We start from the raw sequence: 15,633 nt of genomic DNA on the forward strand, positions 1-15,633 counted from the left end.
GTCGTCTGTTATACCGCTGGCAAGCTATTCCCGTTTATTTTCCTATATAAATCGAGTGCAAATACATCCGTCATTCCGGAGATGTAATCCAATACCGCCTGTATTCTTTCGTAGAGTGCAGGCGCTTTTATGTTGTACTGGCCCGATACGCGATTGATGAGCAGTTGCGAATATGCCTTTTCCGGAGAACGCACGGCGTCAATCATCAGTTCGAGCAGGGTACTGATGATGCGGAAACCGGCAAGTTCAATGTCCAGTACATCGCGTGAACGGTAAATCCTCTTCAGGGAGATGTCTGCACAGTGCTTGTAGGCATTGGCTGGTACCTCGGATATATGGTTGATGAGGCTTCCTTCAAATTCTCCTTTCAGAATCTTTTCTTCATTGTCTACAAAGGCTTGCACGCATTCGCCGATAAGCAGTCCGATAACGCTGGAACGCAGATAGGCTATTTGTTCATTGGTGTCACTTACTATCTCCATCGTTTTGAGCCGGTGTGCTTGGCGCTCTTTCGAGAAATAAGAAAGAAGCAACTCTTTGGTTTCTTGTGTAGTCAGAATTTTCAGTTTGTGAGCATCCTCAATATCCATCATCTGGTAGCAGATGTCATCGGCGGCTTCCACCAGATAGACCAGCGGGTGGCGGGCATATTTCAACGGGGCATCGTTCTGCTTCTCCATACCCAACTCTTCTGCTATGCGGCGAAAACTTTCTTCCTCTGTGATGAAGAAACCGAATTTTGACTTTTTGCCTGCAAGACTCGATGAAAAGGGATATTTCACGATGCTTGCCAAGGTGGAGTAGGTGAGTACAAATCCTCCCTGTCGCCTTCCCTCAAACTGGTGGGTAAGCAGGCGGAACGCATTTGCATTCCCTTCAAAGTGGGTAAGGTCCTCCCATTGGGAAGGTGTCAGTTGGCCCTTCAGGGACATTCCTTTTCCTTCAGAAAAAAAGGTGGAAATAGCTCGTTCTCCCGAATGTCCGAAAGGAGGATTTCCCAAGTCGTGTGCCAGGCAGGCGGCGGAAACGATGGAGCCTATTTCGGTGAGGTAGCTGTCTTGCAGTTCCGGACGGCGGGCAATGAGAGCTTTCGATACATCGTTGCCTAGTGAGCGGCCTACACATGATACTTCCAAGCTGTGTGTCAATCGGTTGTGGACGAATACACTACCGGGAAGAGGGAATACCTGGGTTTTGTTCTGCAGACGGCGGAAGGGAGCAGAGAAGACAAGGCGGTCATAGTCACGTTGGAATTCCGAGCGGTTTTCATGGCGTTCCTGGTGAAACTCTTCCAGTCCGAAGCGTTTGGCAGATATGAGCGTATTCCAATTCATCATGATGTTATTTGAGATTTGACGATTTACTATTTACGATTGAAGTTACTATTATTTAACTGCAAATGTATCACTATTTTGTATAAAAAGCCGTATTTTCGCCCAAGTTTATAGTAAAAGGAAGATGAATTGCGAAACTTGAATTACTCGAATTGTAAGAATAGAAGTAGCCCCAATCGTAAATAGTAAATCGTCAAATCGTAAATAACATCATGTTGAACGTACAAATCATCAATAAATCAAAGCATCCGCTTCCGGCTTATGCCACTGAGCTGTCTGCAGGAATGGATATCCGTGCAAACCTTAACGAACCTATTTCGCTGGCTCCGATGCAGCGGTGTCTGGTGCCTACGGGCCTTTATATCGCTCTTCCGGAAGGATTTGAGGCGCAAGTGCGTCCGCGTAGTGGATTGGCCATTAAGAAGGGGATTACCGTGCTGAACTCCCCTGGAACGATTGATGCCGATTACCGTGGTGAGGTTTGTATTATTCTCGTCAACCTTTCTGCAGAAACCTTCGTCATCGAAGATGGGGAGAGGATTGCACAAATGGTGATAGCGCGTCACGAACAAGCTCTTTGGCAGGAAGTGGAAGTGCTGGATGAGACGGAGCGCGGTGCCGGAGGTTTCGGGCATACGGGTAAAAAATGAATGGATATTGTTCCGTTTTACGGGTTAAGAATTTATAATTAAATAGATGAGAATCAGAGTAAAAATAATACTTGCGTTGTTGATAGGTACCTTCTGCTTTACTACGTACGGAGTGCAGGCTGCCAACGTTCAAGCTTCAAAGGAGAAAATGAGCGGGTACGGTCGGTCTGAAAAGGCACGGAAGGAATTGAAGAAACGGAAGAAGTCGAAGAAAGCCGACGTTTCGCCCGTAAAGGAGCTTACCCCCGAACAGCAGCGCCGTTACGACTACTTCTTTCTTGAAGCCGCCCGTCTGAAAGTCCAAAAAGACTATGATGCGGCTTTCGATGTCCTGCAACATTGCCTGACGATAAACCCGAACGCATCATCGGCTTTGTATGAGATGGCCCAGTATTATATGTACCTCAAGCAGGTGCCGTTGGGACAAGCCGCGTTGGAAAAGGCGGTGGAGAATGCTCCCGATAATTACTGGTATGCCCAGGGACTTGCCAATCTGTATATGCAGCAAAACGAAACGGAGAAAGCCGCTGCCTTGTTGGAAAATATGGCGGTACGTTTCTCGGATAAGCTGGACCCGCTATACAACTTGCTGGAGATTTACAACCGCCAGGAAGAGTATGACAAAGTTATCGGTATACTGAACAAGCTCGAGGAACGGATGGGCAAGAATGAACAGCTCAGTATGGAGAAGTTCCGCATCTATCTGCAAAAGAAGGACGACAAGAGCGCCTTTCATGAAATAGAAAGTCTGGTAGAAGAGTATCCCAACGATATGCGCTATCAAGTTGTGCTGGGGGATGTCTATATGCAGAACGGGAAAAAGCAGGAAGCTTATGAGATTTACAAGAAGGTGCTGGCCGAAGAGCCGGACAATGCAATGGCCATGTACTCATTGGCTTCTTACTACGAAGAGACCGGACAGAAGGGGCTGTATGAACAGCAATTGGACACGCTGTTGCTGAACAAGAAAGTGGCTTCGGACACCAAACTGAATGTGATGCGGCAGTTCATCGTGCAGAACGAGCAGGCAGGCAAGGACAGCACACGTGTCATTACGCTCTTCAACCGTATCATGGAGCAGGAGCCCGATGAGGCGCAATTACCTTTGCTGTATGCCCAATATCTTCTTTCCAAAGGAATGAACAAGGAGGCTGGACCGGTTCTGCGCCAGGTTCTGGCGATAGACCCTACCAACACAGCGGCTCGTATGACATTGCTGGGGGAAGCTGTGCGCCAGGAGGATTACAAGGAAATAATGAATTTGTGCGAAGCCGGTGTGGAGTCCAATCCCGATATGTTGGAGTTCTATTTCTATCTGGCCATTGCCTACAACCAGGCGGAACGGACGGATGATGCCCTTGCCATCTGTCAAAAGGCTTTGTCGCATGTCAAGGACGACAGCAAGAAGGAGGTCGTATCAGATTTTTATGCCATTATCGGTGATGCTTATCACACCAAGAATCTGCATGTGGAAGCTTATGCGGCTTATGATTCCGCTTTGGTGTACAATCCTTCAAACATCGGTGCCTTGAATAACTACGCATATTATCTTTCCGTGGAGCGCCGCGACTTGGACAAGGCGGAAGAGATGAGCTACAAGACAGTGAAAGCCGAGCCGAACAATTCCACCTATCTCGATACATATGCATGGATATTGTTTGTTAAAGGTAATTATGCCGAGGCGCGTCTCTACATAGATGAGGCGATAAAGAATGATAAAGATAGCAGTGACGTGGTCTTGGAACATTGCGGAGATATCTATTACATGACTGGCGATGCGGAAGGTGCCTTGAAATACTGGAAACAAGCCTGGGATAAGGGCAATCGCTCTGATACGTTGAAACAGAAAATACAAAAAAAGAAATATATATCAGATGAAACTAAACCTGCTGAATGATATGGCAAGGATATGCCGCCTGTTGTCCTTGCTGTTGTTGCTGGCTGTGGGGCTTGCCGGTTGCAAGACTTCGCGTCACTCAAGTTCTCTGTCCGGAGAATCTGCCTGCCTTTCCTCCAAAGTGCAGCTGACGGTACCCCATAAAGATGCCACCCTTACTGTGAACGGTACGATGAAGTTGAAGAAGGAAGAATGCATGCAGATTTCCTTTCTGATGCCGATACTTCGTACGGAGGTGGCACGTATGGAAGTCACCCCGGATGAGATTCTGTTGGTAGACCGTATGGGAAAACGTTATGTCCGTGCAACACGTAAGGAACTGAAGGATGTGCTGCCCAAGAAGGCGGATTTTGCCCATTTGGAGAAACTGCTTTATGCTGCTTCCAAACCCAATGGCAAGAAGGTGCTTACCGGCAAGGAACTCGGGATACCCTCTCTGGAAAAGGGAAAGATTGAACTTTCCAACTTCTCGGATAAGCCTTTTGCACTGACTCCTACCCAGCTCTCACAGAAATATAAAGAGGTGGAGCTGGAAGAACTGCTGGAAATGCTGATGGACCTTTGATTAGTTGATAATTGTCAGATAATCCCTCATAACTTATAACTCATAACTTATGAAGCTTCTCCTTCTCTTCTTTCTCCTCCTTTTGCCGGTTTCTCCGCTCCTAGCCCAGTCCAACAAGCTGATTAAGGAACTGGAAAGCAAGCGTGGTGCCTTGCAGAAACAGATAGCAGAGTCGGAAACGCTGTTGATAACCACCAAGAAGGATGTGGGAAGCCAGTTGAACGGTCTTGCTGCACTGACCGGACAGATAGAAGAGCGCAAACGCTATATTCTGACTATCAATAATGATGTGGAATCCATAGAGCGCGAGTTGTCTTCATTAGAACGTCAGTTGACCCGCCTGCAACGTGACCTAAGGGACAAGAAGAAGAAATACGAATCGTCCGTTCAATATTTGTATAAGAACCGCTCCATTGAAGAGAAGCTGATGTTCATTTTCTCTGCCAAGAGCCTGGCACAGACCTATCGACGCATGCGCTATGTACGTGAATATGCTACTTATCAGCGCCTGCAAGGCGAGGAAGTGTTGAAAAAGCAGGAGCAGGTGAACCGTAAGAAGACTGAGCTTCAGCAAGTGAAGGTTGCCAAGGAAGGATTGTTGAAAGAACGTGAAGAGGAGAAAGTCAAGCTGGAAGCGCAGGAGAAGGAACAAAAGTTGTTGGTAGCCAATCTGAAAAAGAAACAGCGGGGCTTACAGAACGAACTGAATAAGAAACGCCGTGAAGCCAATCAGCTCAATGCACGCATTGACCGTCTGATAGCGGAAGAAATAGAGAAAGCGCGTAAGCGTGCGGCAGAAGAAGCGCGCCGTGAGGCAGCCGCACGTAAAAAGGCTGGTGAAAAAAACGAAAAAACGGCAACTGCCTCTACGCCCGCAAAGCCGAAGGCACAGCCTTTGGAAACTTACTCCATGAGTAAGGCAGACCGTGAATTATCAGGGAACTTTGCTAATAATCGCGGTAAGTTGCCGATGCCCATCACCGGCGCGTATATCATTACCAGCCATTACGGCCAGTATTCTGTGGAAGGTTTGCGCAATGTCAAGCTGGACAATAAGGGCATCGATATACAAGGGAAACCGGGTGCCCAAGCCCGTGCCATCTTCAATGGTAAAGTGGCGGCTGTCTTTAAACTGAACGGACTGTTCAATATCCTTGTCCGTCACGGGAATTATATATCAGTCTATTGCAACTTGTCATCGGCCTCGGTGAAGCAGGGCGATGATGTTACCACCAAACAGACTCTCGGACAAATCTTCTCGGATGGGGCCGACAATGGTCGTACGGTGCTACACTTCCAATTGAGGAAAGAGAAGGAAAAACTGAATCCGGAGCCGTGGCTGAACAGATAATGATAATTTAAATTTTTACTTCTTCCAGCAGCTCCAGATACATCCCTATCGCCTCCTCTATCTCCTTGACAAAGATAAATTCATCGGCAGTGTGTGAACGGGCACTTTTCCCCGGTCCCATCTTCAGAGAAGAGAATGGCATCAGTGCCTGGTCGGACAAGGTCGGTGAGCCGAAAGGAGTACGTTTCATGGCAATAGCCTTTTGCACTACCGGATGCTCCGGAGCTACGTGTGAAGAGCTTAGCCGGAAGGAGCGGGCTTTGGCTTCACACGTGATGTGTTTCTGTATTTCATCGAATAGCTCCTGATTGCTATAACACTCGTTGCTGCGAATGTCTACGACAAAAGTACAACGGTCGGGAATGACGTTATGCTGTGTACCGGCGTTTACCATGGTTACGCTCATCTTCACGGGACCCAGCAGGGAAGATTCTTTTGGGAAACGGTAATCACGAAACCAGGCAATATCATCCAATACCTTATATATAGCATTATCTCCCTCGTTTCGGGCTGCATGTCCCGATTTTCCGGTAGCAGTTACGTCCAGCACCATCAATCCTTTTTCTGCAATGGCAGGTTGCATCTCTGTCGGCTCGCCTACAATGGCAAACTGTATGGGAGGGAGTTCCGGCAATACGCATTCTATTCCCCCCTTGCCTGATACTTCCTCCTCACACGAGGCAAGATATATCAGATTGTAGGCCTGAGTGGTGCGGCACAATGTCAGGAATACTTGCAGCAGGCTGACTACACTGGCTCCGGCATCGTTGCTGCCCAGCCCGTAGAGCTTTCCATTACTTTCCAGCGTTGGTTTGAAAGGATCTTTCCGCCACCCGTTGACGGGTTTTACGGTGTCGATATGGGAATTCAGCAGCAAGGTCGGTTTCTTTAAGTCGAACATCGGGCTGAGGCACCATACATTGTTGCCTTTACGTCCTGTTGCCATGCCTTGCATTTCGATATAGTTCTGCAGATAATCTGCCGCCTTCTCCTCGTCGCGGCTCAAGGAAGGAATGGCTATCAGTGATTTGAGCAATCCGATTGCTTCGGAAGTTAAAGTCGGTATATCGTAAATCATATTCGGTAAATAAATAATCTGGCCGCAAACTTACGGATAAAAAATGAAAAGGACGCCAAACCGACGTCCTTTCTGTTTTTTCAATATTGTTTAGAAGAAGCAACTGAGTGATATCATCAAGTTGCGGTTTTTGTTGCCTGAATCTTTAATGTTCTCTACCAGTCCCCAGTCATAACCGATGGAAATCTGATATTTCTGACTGAATTCGACTCCGGCTTTTAATCCGAGACCGAAATCAAAACGCTTCATGGCATCATCCCCGAATACATTGGTGGAGTTATCATCAAACTCATATTCGTCAAGAATATCTCCTTCTGCCTTGGCTTTGCCAAAAAGACCGATGGCTAAATAAGGACCGGCATTGCCGAATATGGCAAAGTTCTCATTCACTGCATATTTATAGCCAATGTGTACAGGAATTTCCAGGTAGTAGGGATTGAACTTGATAGAAGCAGCAGAGCCTCCGTCTATTTTGGCTCCTTTCAGCGTAAGTAATGCACCCATATCGAGGTAGACTCCTTCTGAAATTTGAGGCAATCCTACTTCAGCCTTTACCCCAGCATGAAAGCCTATTTTACTGTCGAAACCGGTAATGGAGAAGTTACTGGAGTTCATGCCGACTGTTGCTCCCCATCTGAGGTTGTCTTGAGCATTGATGCTTGCTAAACCTATGGTCAGCATAGCCATTAAAAGCAATACTTTTTTCATGTTCATTGAATTTGATTTAGTTTGTATATCACCACAAATATATAGATATTTAATATATTTCTATTGTTTTAATGGTAAAGAAAGTATCTTTTGTGGATAATTTGCTAACGGATGGTCGGATACTTTAAAGGTAAAGTTTGAATAATTACCCGCTAATATCAAATTAGTTTCAAATGAAACCACTACCTTTGTACCGTATTTACCAATATCAAAAGTTATGACTTATCATCATTTATCTGTCCTGGTGCATCGCCAGGCAGAGAAGTATGGAGACAAAATAGCCCTGAAATACAGGGACTATGAAACTGCACAATGGATACCCATCTCTTGGAAAGAGTTCTCACAGACTGTACGCCGGACTGCCAATGCAATGGTGGCTTTGGGAATAGAGCCACAAGAGAATATCGGTATCTTCTCGCAGAATAAACCCGAATGTCTCTTTACTGATTTCGGTGCATTCGCCAACCGGGCGGTGACTATACCTTTGTATGCTACCAGCTCACCGGCCCAGGCACAGTATATCATCAACGATGCACAGATACGTTATCTGTTTGTAGGCGAGCAGTTCCAGTACGATGCCGCTTTCAGCGTGTTCGGATTTTGCCAGTCTCTGCAGCAGCTCATCATCTTCGACCGTGCTGTGGTGAAAGATCCGCGCGACATGACTTCCATCTATTTTGATGAATTTATGGCAATGGATGAAGAGTTGCAGCACAATGCCATTGTAGAAGAACGTACAGCAGCTGCCTCAGATGATGACCTCGCCAATATCCTTTATACTTCCGGTACTACCGGTGAGCCGAAAGGTGTCATGCTCCATCATTTCAATTATAGAGAGGCTTTCCGCATTCATGATATCCGATTGCCTTTCATGACAGACCAGGATGTTTCCATGAACTTCCTTCCGCTGACCCATGTATTCGAAAAGGCATGGACCTACCTTTGTATACATCGGGGAGTGCAGGTCTGCATCAATCTCCGTCCACAAGATATCCAAACTACTATTAAAGAGATACGCCCTACACTGATGTGCAGTGTACCCCGTTTTTGGGAGAAAGTCTATGCCGGTGTGCAGGAGAAGATTTCCCAGGAAACCGGTCTGCGTAAGGCGATGATGTTGGATGCCATCAAGGTGGGCAGGACGCATAACATTGATTATTTGCGCCAAGGAAAGACTCCTCCGATGATGCTTCATCTGAAATACAAGTTCTACGAAAAGACCATTTATGCTCTGCTGAAGAAGACGATAGGTATTGAGAACGGTAATTTCTTTCCTACGGCAGGTGCTGCTGTGCCCGATGAAATCTGCGAGTTTGTGCATTCTGTAGGTATAAACATGGTGGTGGGCTATGGTCTGACGGAATCTACGGCTACCGTTTCCTGCTTCCTCAACGAAGGCTATGAGATTGGTTCCGTAGGTACGGTGATGCCTGATGTGGAGGTGAAGATTGGCGAGAACAACGAGATACTTCTTCGTGGTAAGACTATCACTACCGGCTACTACAAGAAACCGGAGGCAACGGCTGCTGCCATCGACCGTGACGGTTGGTTCCACACGGGTGATGCCGGTTATTTGAAGGATAGCCATCTGTATCTGACGGAGCGTATCAAAGACTTGTTCAAGACCTCCAACGGAAAATACATTTCGCCGCAGGCATTGGAAACGAAGCTGGCTATTGACCGTTACATTGACCAGATTGCTGTCATTGCCGATGAGCGTAAGTTTGTTTCCGCTTTGATAGTTCCCGTTTATGGCTTTGTGAAGGATTATGCCAAGGAGAAAGGCATTGCATACAGCAATATGGATGAGTTACTGCAACATCCCAAGATACAGGCGTTGTTCCGTGCCCGTATCGATACCTTGCAGCAGCAATTTGCCCATTATGAGCAAGTGAAGCGCTTCACGCTCCTGACCGAACCGTTCAGCATGGAGCGTGGCGAGCTGACGAACACGCTGAAGCTGAAACGCTCTGTAGTGGCAAAGAACTACAAGGGGCTGATTGACAAGATGTACGAGGAATAGATTTCCATTTGTTTGTTTTTGAACCGTCCGACTTGGAGTGAATTATTTTCATTCCGGGCCGGACGGTTTGTTTTATGTATGGACTTGCCCTTGGCAGATAGGACTCTCGAGTATGTGCACGTTAGTTAGGCTTAAAAAACAGCCTGGTAGATAAATGGGGATTTATCATTTCAAAACAGCTTCTTCAAAGATAAAGGGGAAGAACCGTCTGTCATCTGTCACGGGATTCAAGCACGTAGTCCGGAACGCTCCCCTTGTTCAGTCCGTCTTTCCCCGTTGCTTTATCCCTCAAACGCTTGGTGTCTGTCCCCGAAACAGCCTTTGTTCATTGTCGGCTCACTCGGGTGAACAAATCAGCTCACTATGGTGAACAACTCCATTCACTATAGTGAACGAGTCAGACCACTATAGTGAGCCGCTCAGAAACTCAAAGCCTCTATAAGACAAAGAAGCGGACACAACAAGAGAAAGAAGGGGACGAGACAAGAGAAAGCAAGGGAACGGGACAGACCGAACACCGGTGAGGGCAAAATTTGCCCTCACCCTTTTTATTTGCCCTCACTCACCCATGTAATGCCGATGAACAGGGCGGTTCGGGAAGTGAGTGAGGGCGGTGAGGGCAACATTAAGAAAATCGTATTAGTTTTTCCTTCTTCTTCCGAACCCGATTAACTTTTATTAGCAAAGAAACTTCTGTTTCTCGATAGGGTTGCGGTTCTCTACCCGGTTTTATATACGAAGCTTAAAAAGAAATCTGCAGAATAAGAGACATTTTAATAAGCTCGAGTATTAACCGTAACATTCTAATAGCCTATGTAGCATACAAAAAGAAACAAATGAGATTGACATTCAACCCTGCTTGTCAATCGGAAAGACAGACCCCATCAGAATCTGTTTATTAACTTAACACACATTTAATCTAATATTTATTTTCCGAAAAACAGCTTATGAAAAAAAGAATTATGCTGACCTTGGTTTGCCTGCTGGCAGCCATCGGTTGGGTAGCAGCCCAAAATTCCCCCATTACCGGTATCGTTATTTCAGCTGAGGACAATGAACCGATTATCGGAGCTTCCGTATTGGTAAAAGGAAGCACTACCGGAGCCGTAACAGACTTAGACGGCAAATTCACTATTACAGATGCGCCCGCAGGTGCGAAAATCCTGCAAGTGTCTTTCGTAGGTATGATAACACAAGAAGTTCCCATCACTCCGGGGACGATAAGAGTCACATTAAAGAATGATGCCAAGCTGCTGGATGAAGTGGTGGTAACGGCATTGGGTATCGCAAAGAAAGAAAAATCACTGACGTACTCTACCCAGGTGGTAAACGGTGATGAACTGGCACGTGTGAAAGACCCCAATATGATGAATGCATTGGCCGGTAAGACGGCAGGTGTGCAGATTAATAAGAGTTCTTCCGGTTTGGGAGGTTCTTCCAAAGTGATTATCCGTGGTAACCGTTCGGTAAGCGGAAGTAACCAGCCGTTGTATGTAATAGACGGTGTACCGTTCGGTTCATCTACCAACGAAAATACCTCAACTACTATCGGCGGAGACAACGACAGTGGTAACTACGACCGTGGCGACGGTATTTCCAATCTGAATCCCGATGATATTGAGAGCATGAACATATTGAAAGGCCCTGCCGCTGCTGCACTTTACGGTAGTTCGGCTGCCAATGGTGTGGTGATTATTACCACTAAGAAGGGCAAGGAAGGACGCGCCAGTATCAGTTTCAATACCAGCACCACTTTCGATATAGCTGCATACGGTATTCCCGAATTCCAGAATCACTATACGGGTGTGTCAACCAGTTGGGGCAGTGATATCAAAGGTAGTCCCGACTATACAGACGATTTCTTCAAAACAGGTGTCACTACTATCAACTCGCTCTCGTTGAGCATGGGTTCGCAAGCTATGCAAACTTACTTTTCCTATGCTAATACTTACGGCAAGGGCGTGGTGGAAGGTAATAGCTTGGTGAAGCATAATTTCAATTTTCGCGAAACTGCCAACTTCCTCAATAACAAACTGACTGTTGATGCCAATATCAATGCGATGTATCAAAGGGGGAATAACCGTACTACTTCGGGAGGTTATTACATGAATCCTTTGGTAGGTCTTTATCACTTCCCGCGTGGTGGTGTTGAAGGTGGAAAGGACTTTAACTACTACAAAGATAATTATCAGATTCTTAATGCCGGTCGTAACATAATGGACCAGAACTGGTATAAATCTCAAGGTACTGATATGGAGCAGAATCCCTATTGGTTGATTAATAAGGTTCCGAATGAGGATACCCGTTATCGTACATTGTTGAATCTGAGTGTGAAGTATAAGTTCAATGACCTGTTCAGTATACAGGCTCGTGGTAGTGCCGACTATGTTGTAGACAAGAATAATACACGTATGTATGCAGGTACCAGCCCGGTGTTGTGTGGTATGAATCCGGCTGGAACAGGAACTAACGGTCGTTACATCTACGGTGAATCAAGTAGCCTTTCTTCTTATGGGGATGTTTTGTTTACTTATCAACAGCAATTCACTAACTTCAGTGTCAATGCTTCGGTAGGTGCCAGCATCAACGATTATACAGGAAACGGTACAGGTTTCGATTCCTATCCGGGTATACTCTCTGTGCCCAACGTATTCACTATGCAGAACTGCTCCTTGAACAAGGGCTCATTGACCGATTGGAAAACCCATACTCAAAGCCAGAGTGTGTTCTTCACCGGTCAGGTAGGCTTCAAAGATCAGATTTATGTGGACGTGACAGCACGTAACGACTGGACTTCAACATTGGCATTTACCAAATACAAAAACAAAGGCTTTTTCTATCCGTCAGTAGGTGTGACATGGTTGCTGAACGAAACATTGAAATTACCTTCTTGGATTGATTTAGGTAAGATTCGCGGTGCATGGTCAAAGGTGGGTAACGGTTTGAATACTTATACTTCAAATCCTCTCAACTCCATTACAAAGAGTGGTAGCATCAATTTCAACAGTACAGCTCCGTTTGCAGAACTGAAACCGGAAATGACTACTTCCATTGAGTTTGGTACTGAGTGGCGCTTTTTCAATAGCCGCTTGGAGTTCGACTTCACTTATTATAAGACTAATACAAAGAATCAACTCTTTACGTTGGATGCTCCGTCAGGTTCACAATACGCCCGATATTACATCAATGCCGGTGATATTCAGAATACCGGTGTCGAAGTTATGTTGAATGGAACTCCTGTCATGACTAAGGATTTCCGCTGGAAAACCGGTGTTAATTTTGCAACCAATAAGAACGAAGCAAAGGCACTGGCTGGTGATGACTTTGGTTATTTTACATTTAGCGGTGGCGAAAGTAACAATGTATGGAGTCGTTTAGAAGTAGGTGGTTCGTTTGGTGACATTTACGGTACTACTTTTGTACGTGACGAAAAAGGCAATATTCAGTATGAACCTGCAAAAGAAGGACAAAAAGATAGTGATAGACTTCCATTGGTGGATAAGACAAATCCGGTGAAACTGGGTAATTCTACTCCTGATTTTAACTTGGGGTGGAGCAATACAATCACGTGGAAGGACTTCTCTCTTTACTTCTTGATTGATGGACGTTTTGGAGGTGAAGTGATGTCTTTGACGGAAGCCGACCTCGATCAGCAGGGAGTAAGCAAGGCAACGGGTGATGCTCGTGACCGTGGTTACGTGATGCTGGAAGGCCGTCAAATTACAGATGTGGAAGGCTTCTATAATCAGGTTGGTGGCCGTGCGGGTGTGACCGAGCATTATATGTACAGTGCTACCAACATACGTTTGCGCGAACTTTCCATTGGCTATAGTCTGCCTCAGGCTTGGTTGGCAAAGACTGGTGTCATTAAGAACGCACAGGTTTCACTTGTAGGCCGCAACCTGTTCTTCTTCAAGAACAATGCTCCATATGATCCTGATGGCATGCTTTCTACCAGCAACCGTCTGCAAGGAGTTGATGTGTTTGGTATGCCTACCAACCGTTCGATTGGGTTCAACTTGAAAGTTAATTTTTAAACAGTAGATATGATTATGAAAAATATATTTAGACTTACAGCTGTAGCGCTGCTGGCAGCTACCTTATTCTCGGCATGTACGGGAGCGTTCGAGGATATGAACACTAATCCGAAGGGAGTGAGCGATGAAGAACTAAAACAAGATAACAACTACATTGGTATGCACTTCATTCCCATGATGCAGTCTATCTATTATAATAAAAATGCAGGTGTCAATGTATGGGAATATCAGCTTATTCAAAATTTGAATGCCGATTTGTGGTCAGGCTATATCAGTACGGCTACTGCATTTGCCGGCAATGTAAGTAATGTGACCTATGCCATGAATGCAGGATGGAATGACAACTGTTGGGATTATGCTTATAGAAACGTAATGGTGGAAAGCTTGAAAATCACCAACAAGTGCAAAGACGATATGGAGACGTATGCCCATTTCGAGGCTATCAATACCATCTGCCGCGTAATAGCTATGTCGCGTCTTGCCGACCAATACGGATGTATTATCTATTCTCACTATGGCGAATCGGCTACTGGTGGTGAGTATGATTCAGGACAGGATGCTTATAAAAAATTCTTTGAAGAATTGAAAGAAGCTGCAGACGTGCTGCGTACTGCTAAAGAAAAGGATGTGGCTTCGTTTATGATGTTTGATTATGCCTATGGAGGTAACTTGAACAAATGGGCGCAGTTGTGTAACACCATTCGTTTGCGTTTGGCCATGCGTATTGTGAAGTATGATGCTGCTTGGGCAAAAAGTGAGGCGGAAGCTGCCATGAACGATAGTAATGGATTGATTGAAACCAATGATGCTAATTTCGGCATTGCAGGAAACGGTTATGTCAATCCGCTTTACGGTATTGCATTCAACTATGGAGATGGTGTTTTAGGTGCTAATATTCCTTCTATCTTGTCTGGTATGGGCGATGCGCGTCTTGATAAGTATGCTACACAGAACAGCAAGAGTGAATATTTTGGTATTCGTCTTGGTATTAAAGGACTGGAAGAAGAAGGGTTTTCGGATGCCTATAAGGCGATTGTAAGTCGACCCAACTTGACAGAAACCTCTCCTGCTATTTTGGCAACTGCTGCCGAAACCATTTTGTTGGAAGCCGAAGCTGCTTTGCGTGGTTGGGATGTAAATGGTAAGGGCACCGCTCAGAGCTTGTATGAAAAGGGTATACGGACATCGTTCGAACAATGGGGAGCCGCTGTGGGCGATTATTTAAGCAGTACGACTACTGCTGCAGCGTATGTAGACCCCGTTATTCCCGCTGCCAGCATTGAAGGCCAGAGCAAGGTGACTGCTAAATGGGACGAGTCTTTGAGTAACGAGGAAAAATTTGCTAAGATTGCCACACAACGCTGGATTGCTATTTATCCTGAAGGTATGAATGGCTGGGCTGAGATACGTCGCACTGGTTATCCCAAATTATTCCCGGTAATGGTGAACTACAGTCAAGGTGAGATTGATACAGATCTTGGCCCACGCCGTTTACCCTTCACCATCAATGAAAAAGGCAATAATCCTACCGGTTATGCCAAAGCCGTCGAAATGTTGGGCGGACCGGACAATGGCGGTACTCGCATCTTCTGGGATGTAGATAAACCGAACTTCTAATCCGCATTATTATCATAGAGATTAAGTGATGAGGACTTTTTGAAGCATGTTTTTTTAAGGGGAAGTATGAAATCTGTTTTTCATACTTCTCCTTATGTTATATTGATATAGGGTCACCGTACCCAAATTCTTTTATGTATCCGCTACGAAGTGAGTACAATGATATTTTAATAATTTGTTGTAATTTATCGATGTTTTGTACTCGCTTTGCAGCTTCTTGATTATCAGTGTTATTATAATGCGCTGCATTCAGTATACGACTGAACTGACTTGGTTTAGAATAATTAACTAATAACCTGCGCTTTTACATTAGGGTTTGAACCTTCTCGTCGGTTCTTACTATAAAGGGGAATTCTTAACTTAGCACAATCAG

The 15,633-nt window shown here is 45.5% G+C and carries 10 protein-coding genes; 7 read left to right on the forward strand and 3 right to left on the reverse strand.

Annotation, left to right across the window (positions count from 1 at the left end):
* Positions 1-8 precede the first annotated feature (8 nt).
* Positions 9-1,337 carry a deoxyguanosinetriphosphate triphosphohydrolase gene (locus CSD97_RS00470; protein WP_009037700.1) on the reverse strand — a complete coding sequence of 443 codons (1,329 nt, stop codon included), beginning with the start codon at positions 1,335-1,337 and terminating at the stop codon, positions 9-11.
* Positions 1,338-1,549: 212 nt separating this feature from the next.
* Between CSD97_RS00470 and dut the strand changes: the two genes are divergently transcribed.
* The 4 genes from dut to CSD97_RS00490 are packed head-to-tail and all read left to right on the forward strand — an operon-like array spanning position 1,550 to position 5,797.
* Positions 1,550-1,984, forward strand: coding sequence for a dUTP diphosphatase (gene dut, locus CSD97_RS00475; protein ID WP_025831605.1), 435 nt, complete (start codon positions 1,550-1,552; stop codon positions 1,982-1,984).
* 46 nt (positions 1,985-2,030) lie between these two features.
* Complete coding sequence (locus CSD97_RS00480; RefSeq protein ID WP_098031815.1) at positions 2,031-3,881, forward strand: tetratricopeptide repeat protein; 1,851 nt, start codon at positions 2,031-2,033, stop codon at positions 3,879-3,881.
* Positions 3,859-4,446, forward strand: a complete 588-nt coding sequence (locus CSD97_RS00485; protein WP_008662710.1) for a DUF4292 domain-containing protein — start codon at positions 3,859-3,861, stop codon at positions 4,444-4,446. The genes CSD97_RS00480 and CSD97_RS00485 overlap by 23 nt, the downstream gene beginning before the upstream one ends.
* A gap of 49 nt (positions 4,447-4,495) precedes the next feature.
* Entirely contained in the window at positions 4,496-5,797 is a 1,302-nt protein-coding gene (locus CSD97_RS00490; RefSeq protein WP_008662711.1) for a peptidoglycan DD-metalloendopeptidase family protein, read from the forward strand.
* A gap of 7 nt (positions 5,798-5,804) precedes the next feature.
* Here the strand turns inward: CSD97_RS00490 and CSD97_RS00495 are convergent, their stop codons facing one another.
* Both CSD97_RS00495 and CSD97_RS00500 read right to left on the reverse strand, forming a co-directional pair.
* Positions 5,805-6,875 (reverse strand): M20 family metallo-hydrolase, encoded by a 1,071-nt coding sequence (locus tag CSD97_RS00495; RefSeq protein WP_008662712.1) that lies wholly within the window; start codon positions 6,873-6,875, stop codon positions 5,805-5,807.
* A 90-nt stretch (positions 6,876-6,965) separates the two neighbouring features.
* Entirely contained in the window at positions 6,966-7,583 is a 618-nt protein-coding gene (locus CSD97_RS00500) for a porin family protein (RefSeq protein ID WP_005834577.1), read from the reverse strand.
* A 217-nt stretch (positions 7,584-7,800) separates the two neighbouring features.
* Here CSD97_RS00500 and CSD97_RS00505 point away from each other — a divergent pair, with 217 nt between their 5' ends.
* From CSD97_RS00505 to CSD97_RS00515, 3 genes are all read left to right on the forward strand, one after another.
* Positions 7,801-9,606 (forward strand): AMP-dependent synthetase/ligase, encoded by a 1,806-nt coding sequence (locus CSD97_RS00505; RefSeq protein WP_057256311.1) that lies wholly within the window; start codon positions 7,801-7,803, stop codon positions 9,604-9,606.
* Between the two features lie 947 nt (positions 9,607-10,553).
* Positions 10,554-13,643 carry a SusC/RagA family TonB-linked outer membrane protein gene (locus tag CSD97_RS00510; RefSeq protein ID WP_005830357.1) on the forward strand — a complete coding sequence of 1,030 codons (3,090 nt, stop codon included), beginning with the start codon at positions 10,554-10,556 and terminating at the stop codon, positions 13,641-13,643.
* Between the two features lie 15 nt (positions 13,644-13,658).
* Positions 13,659-15,260: a SusD/RagB family nutrient-binding outer membrane lipoprotein gene (locus CSD97_RS00515; protein WP_005834583.1), complete on the forward strand. Its 1,602-nt coding sequence runs from the start codon at positions 13,659-13,661 to the stop codon at positions 15,258-15,260.
* Positions 15,261-15,633: the final 373 nt, after the last annotated feature.

It is taken from the genome of Bacteroides sp. AR29 (assembly GCF_900217715.1).
Lineage (GTDB): Bacteria > Bacteroidota > Bacteroidia > Bacteroidales > Bacteroidaceae > Bacteroides > Bacteroides uniformis.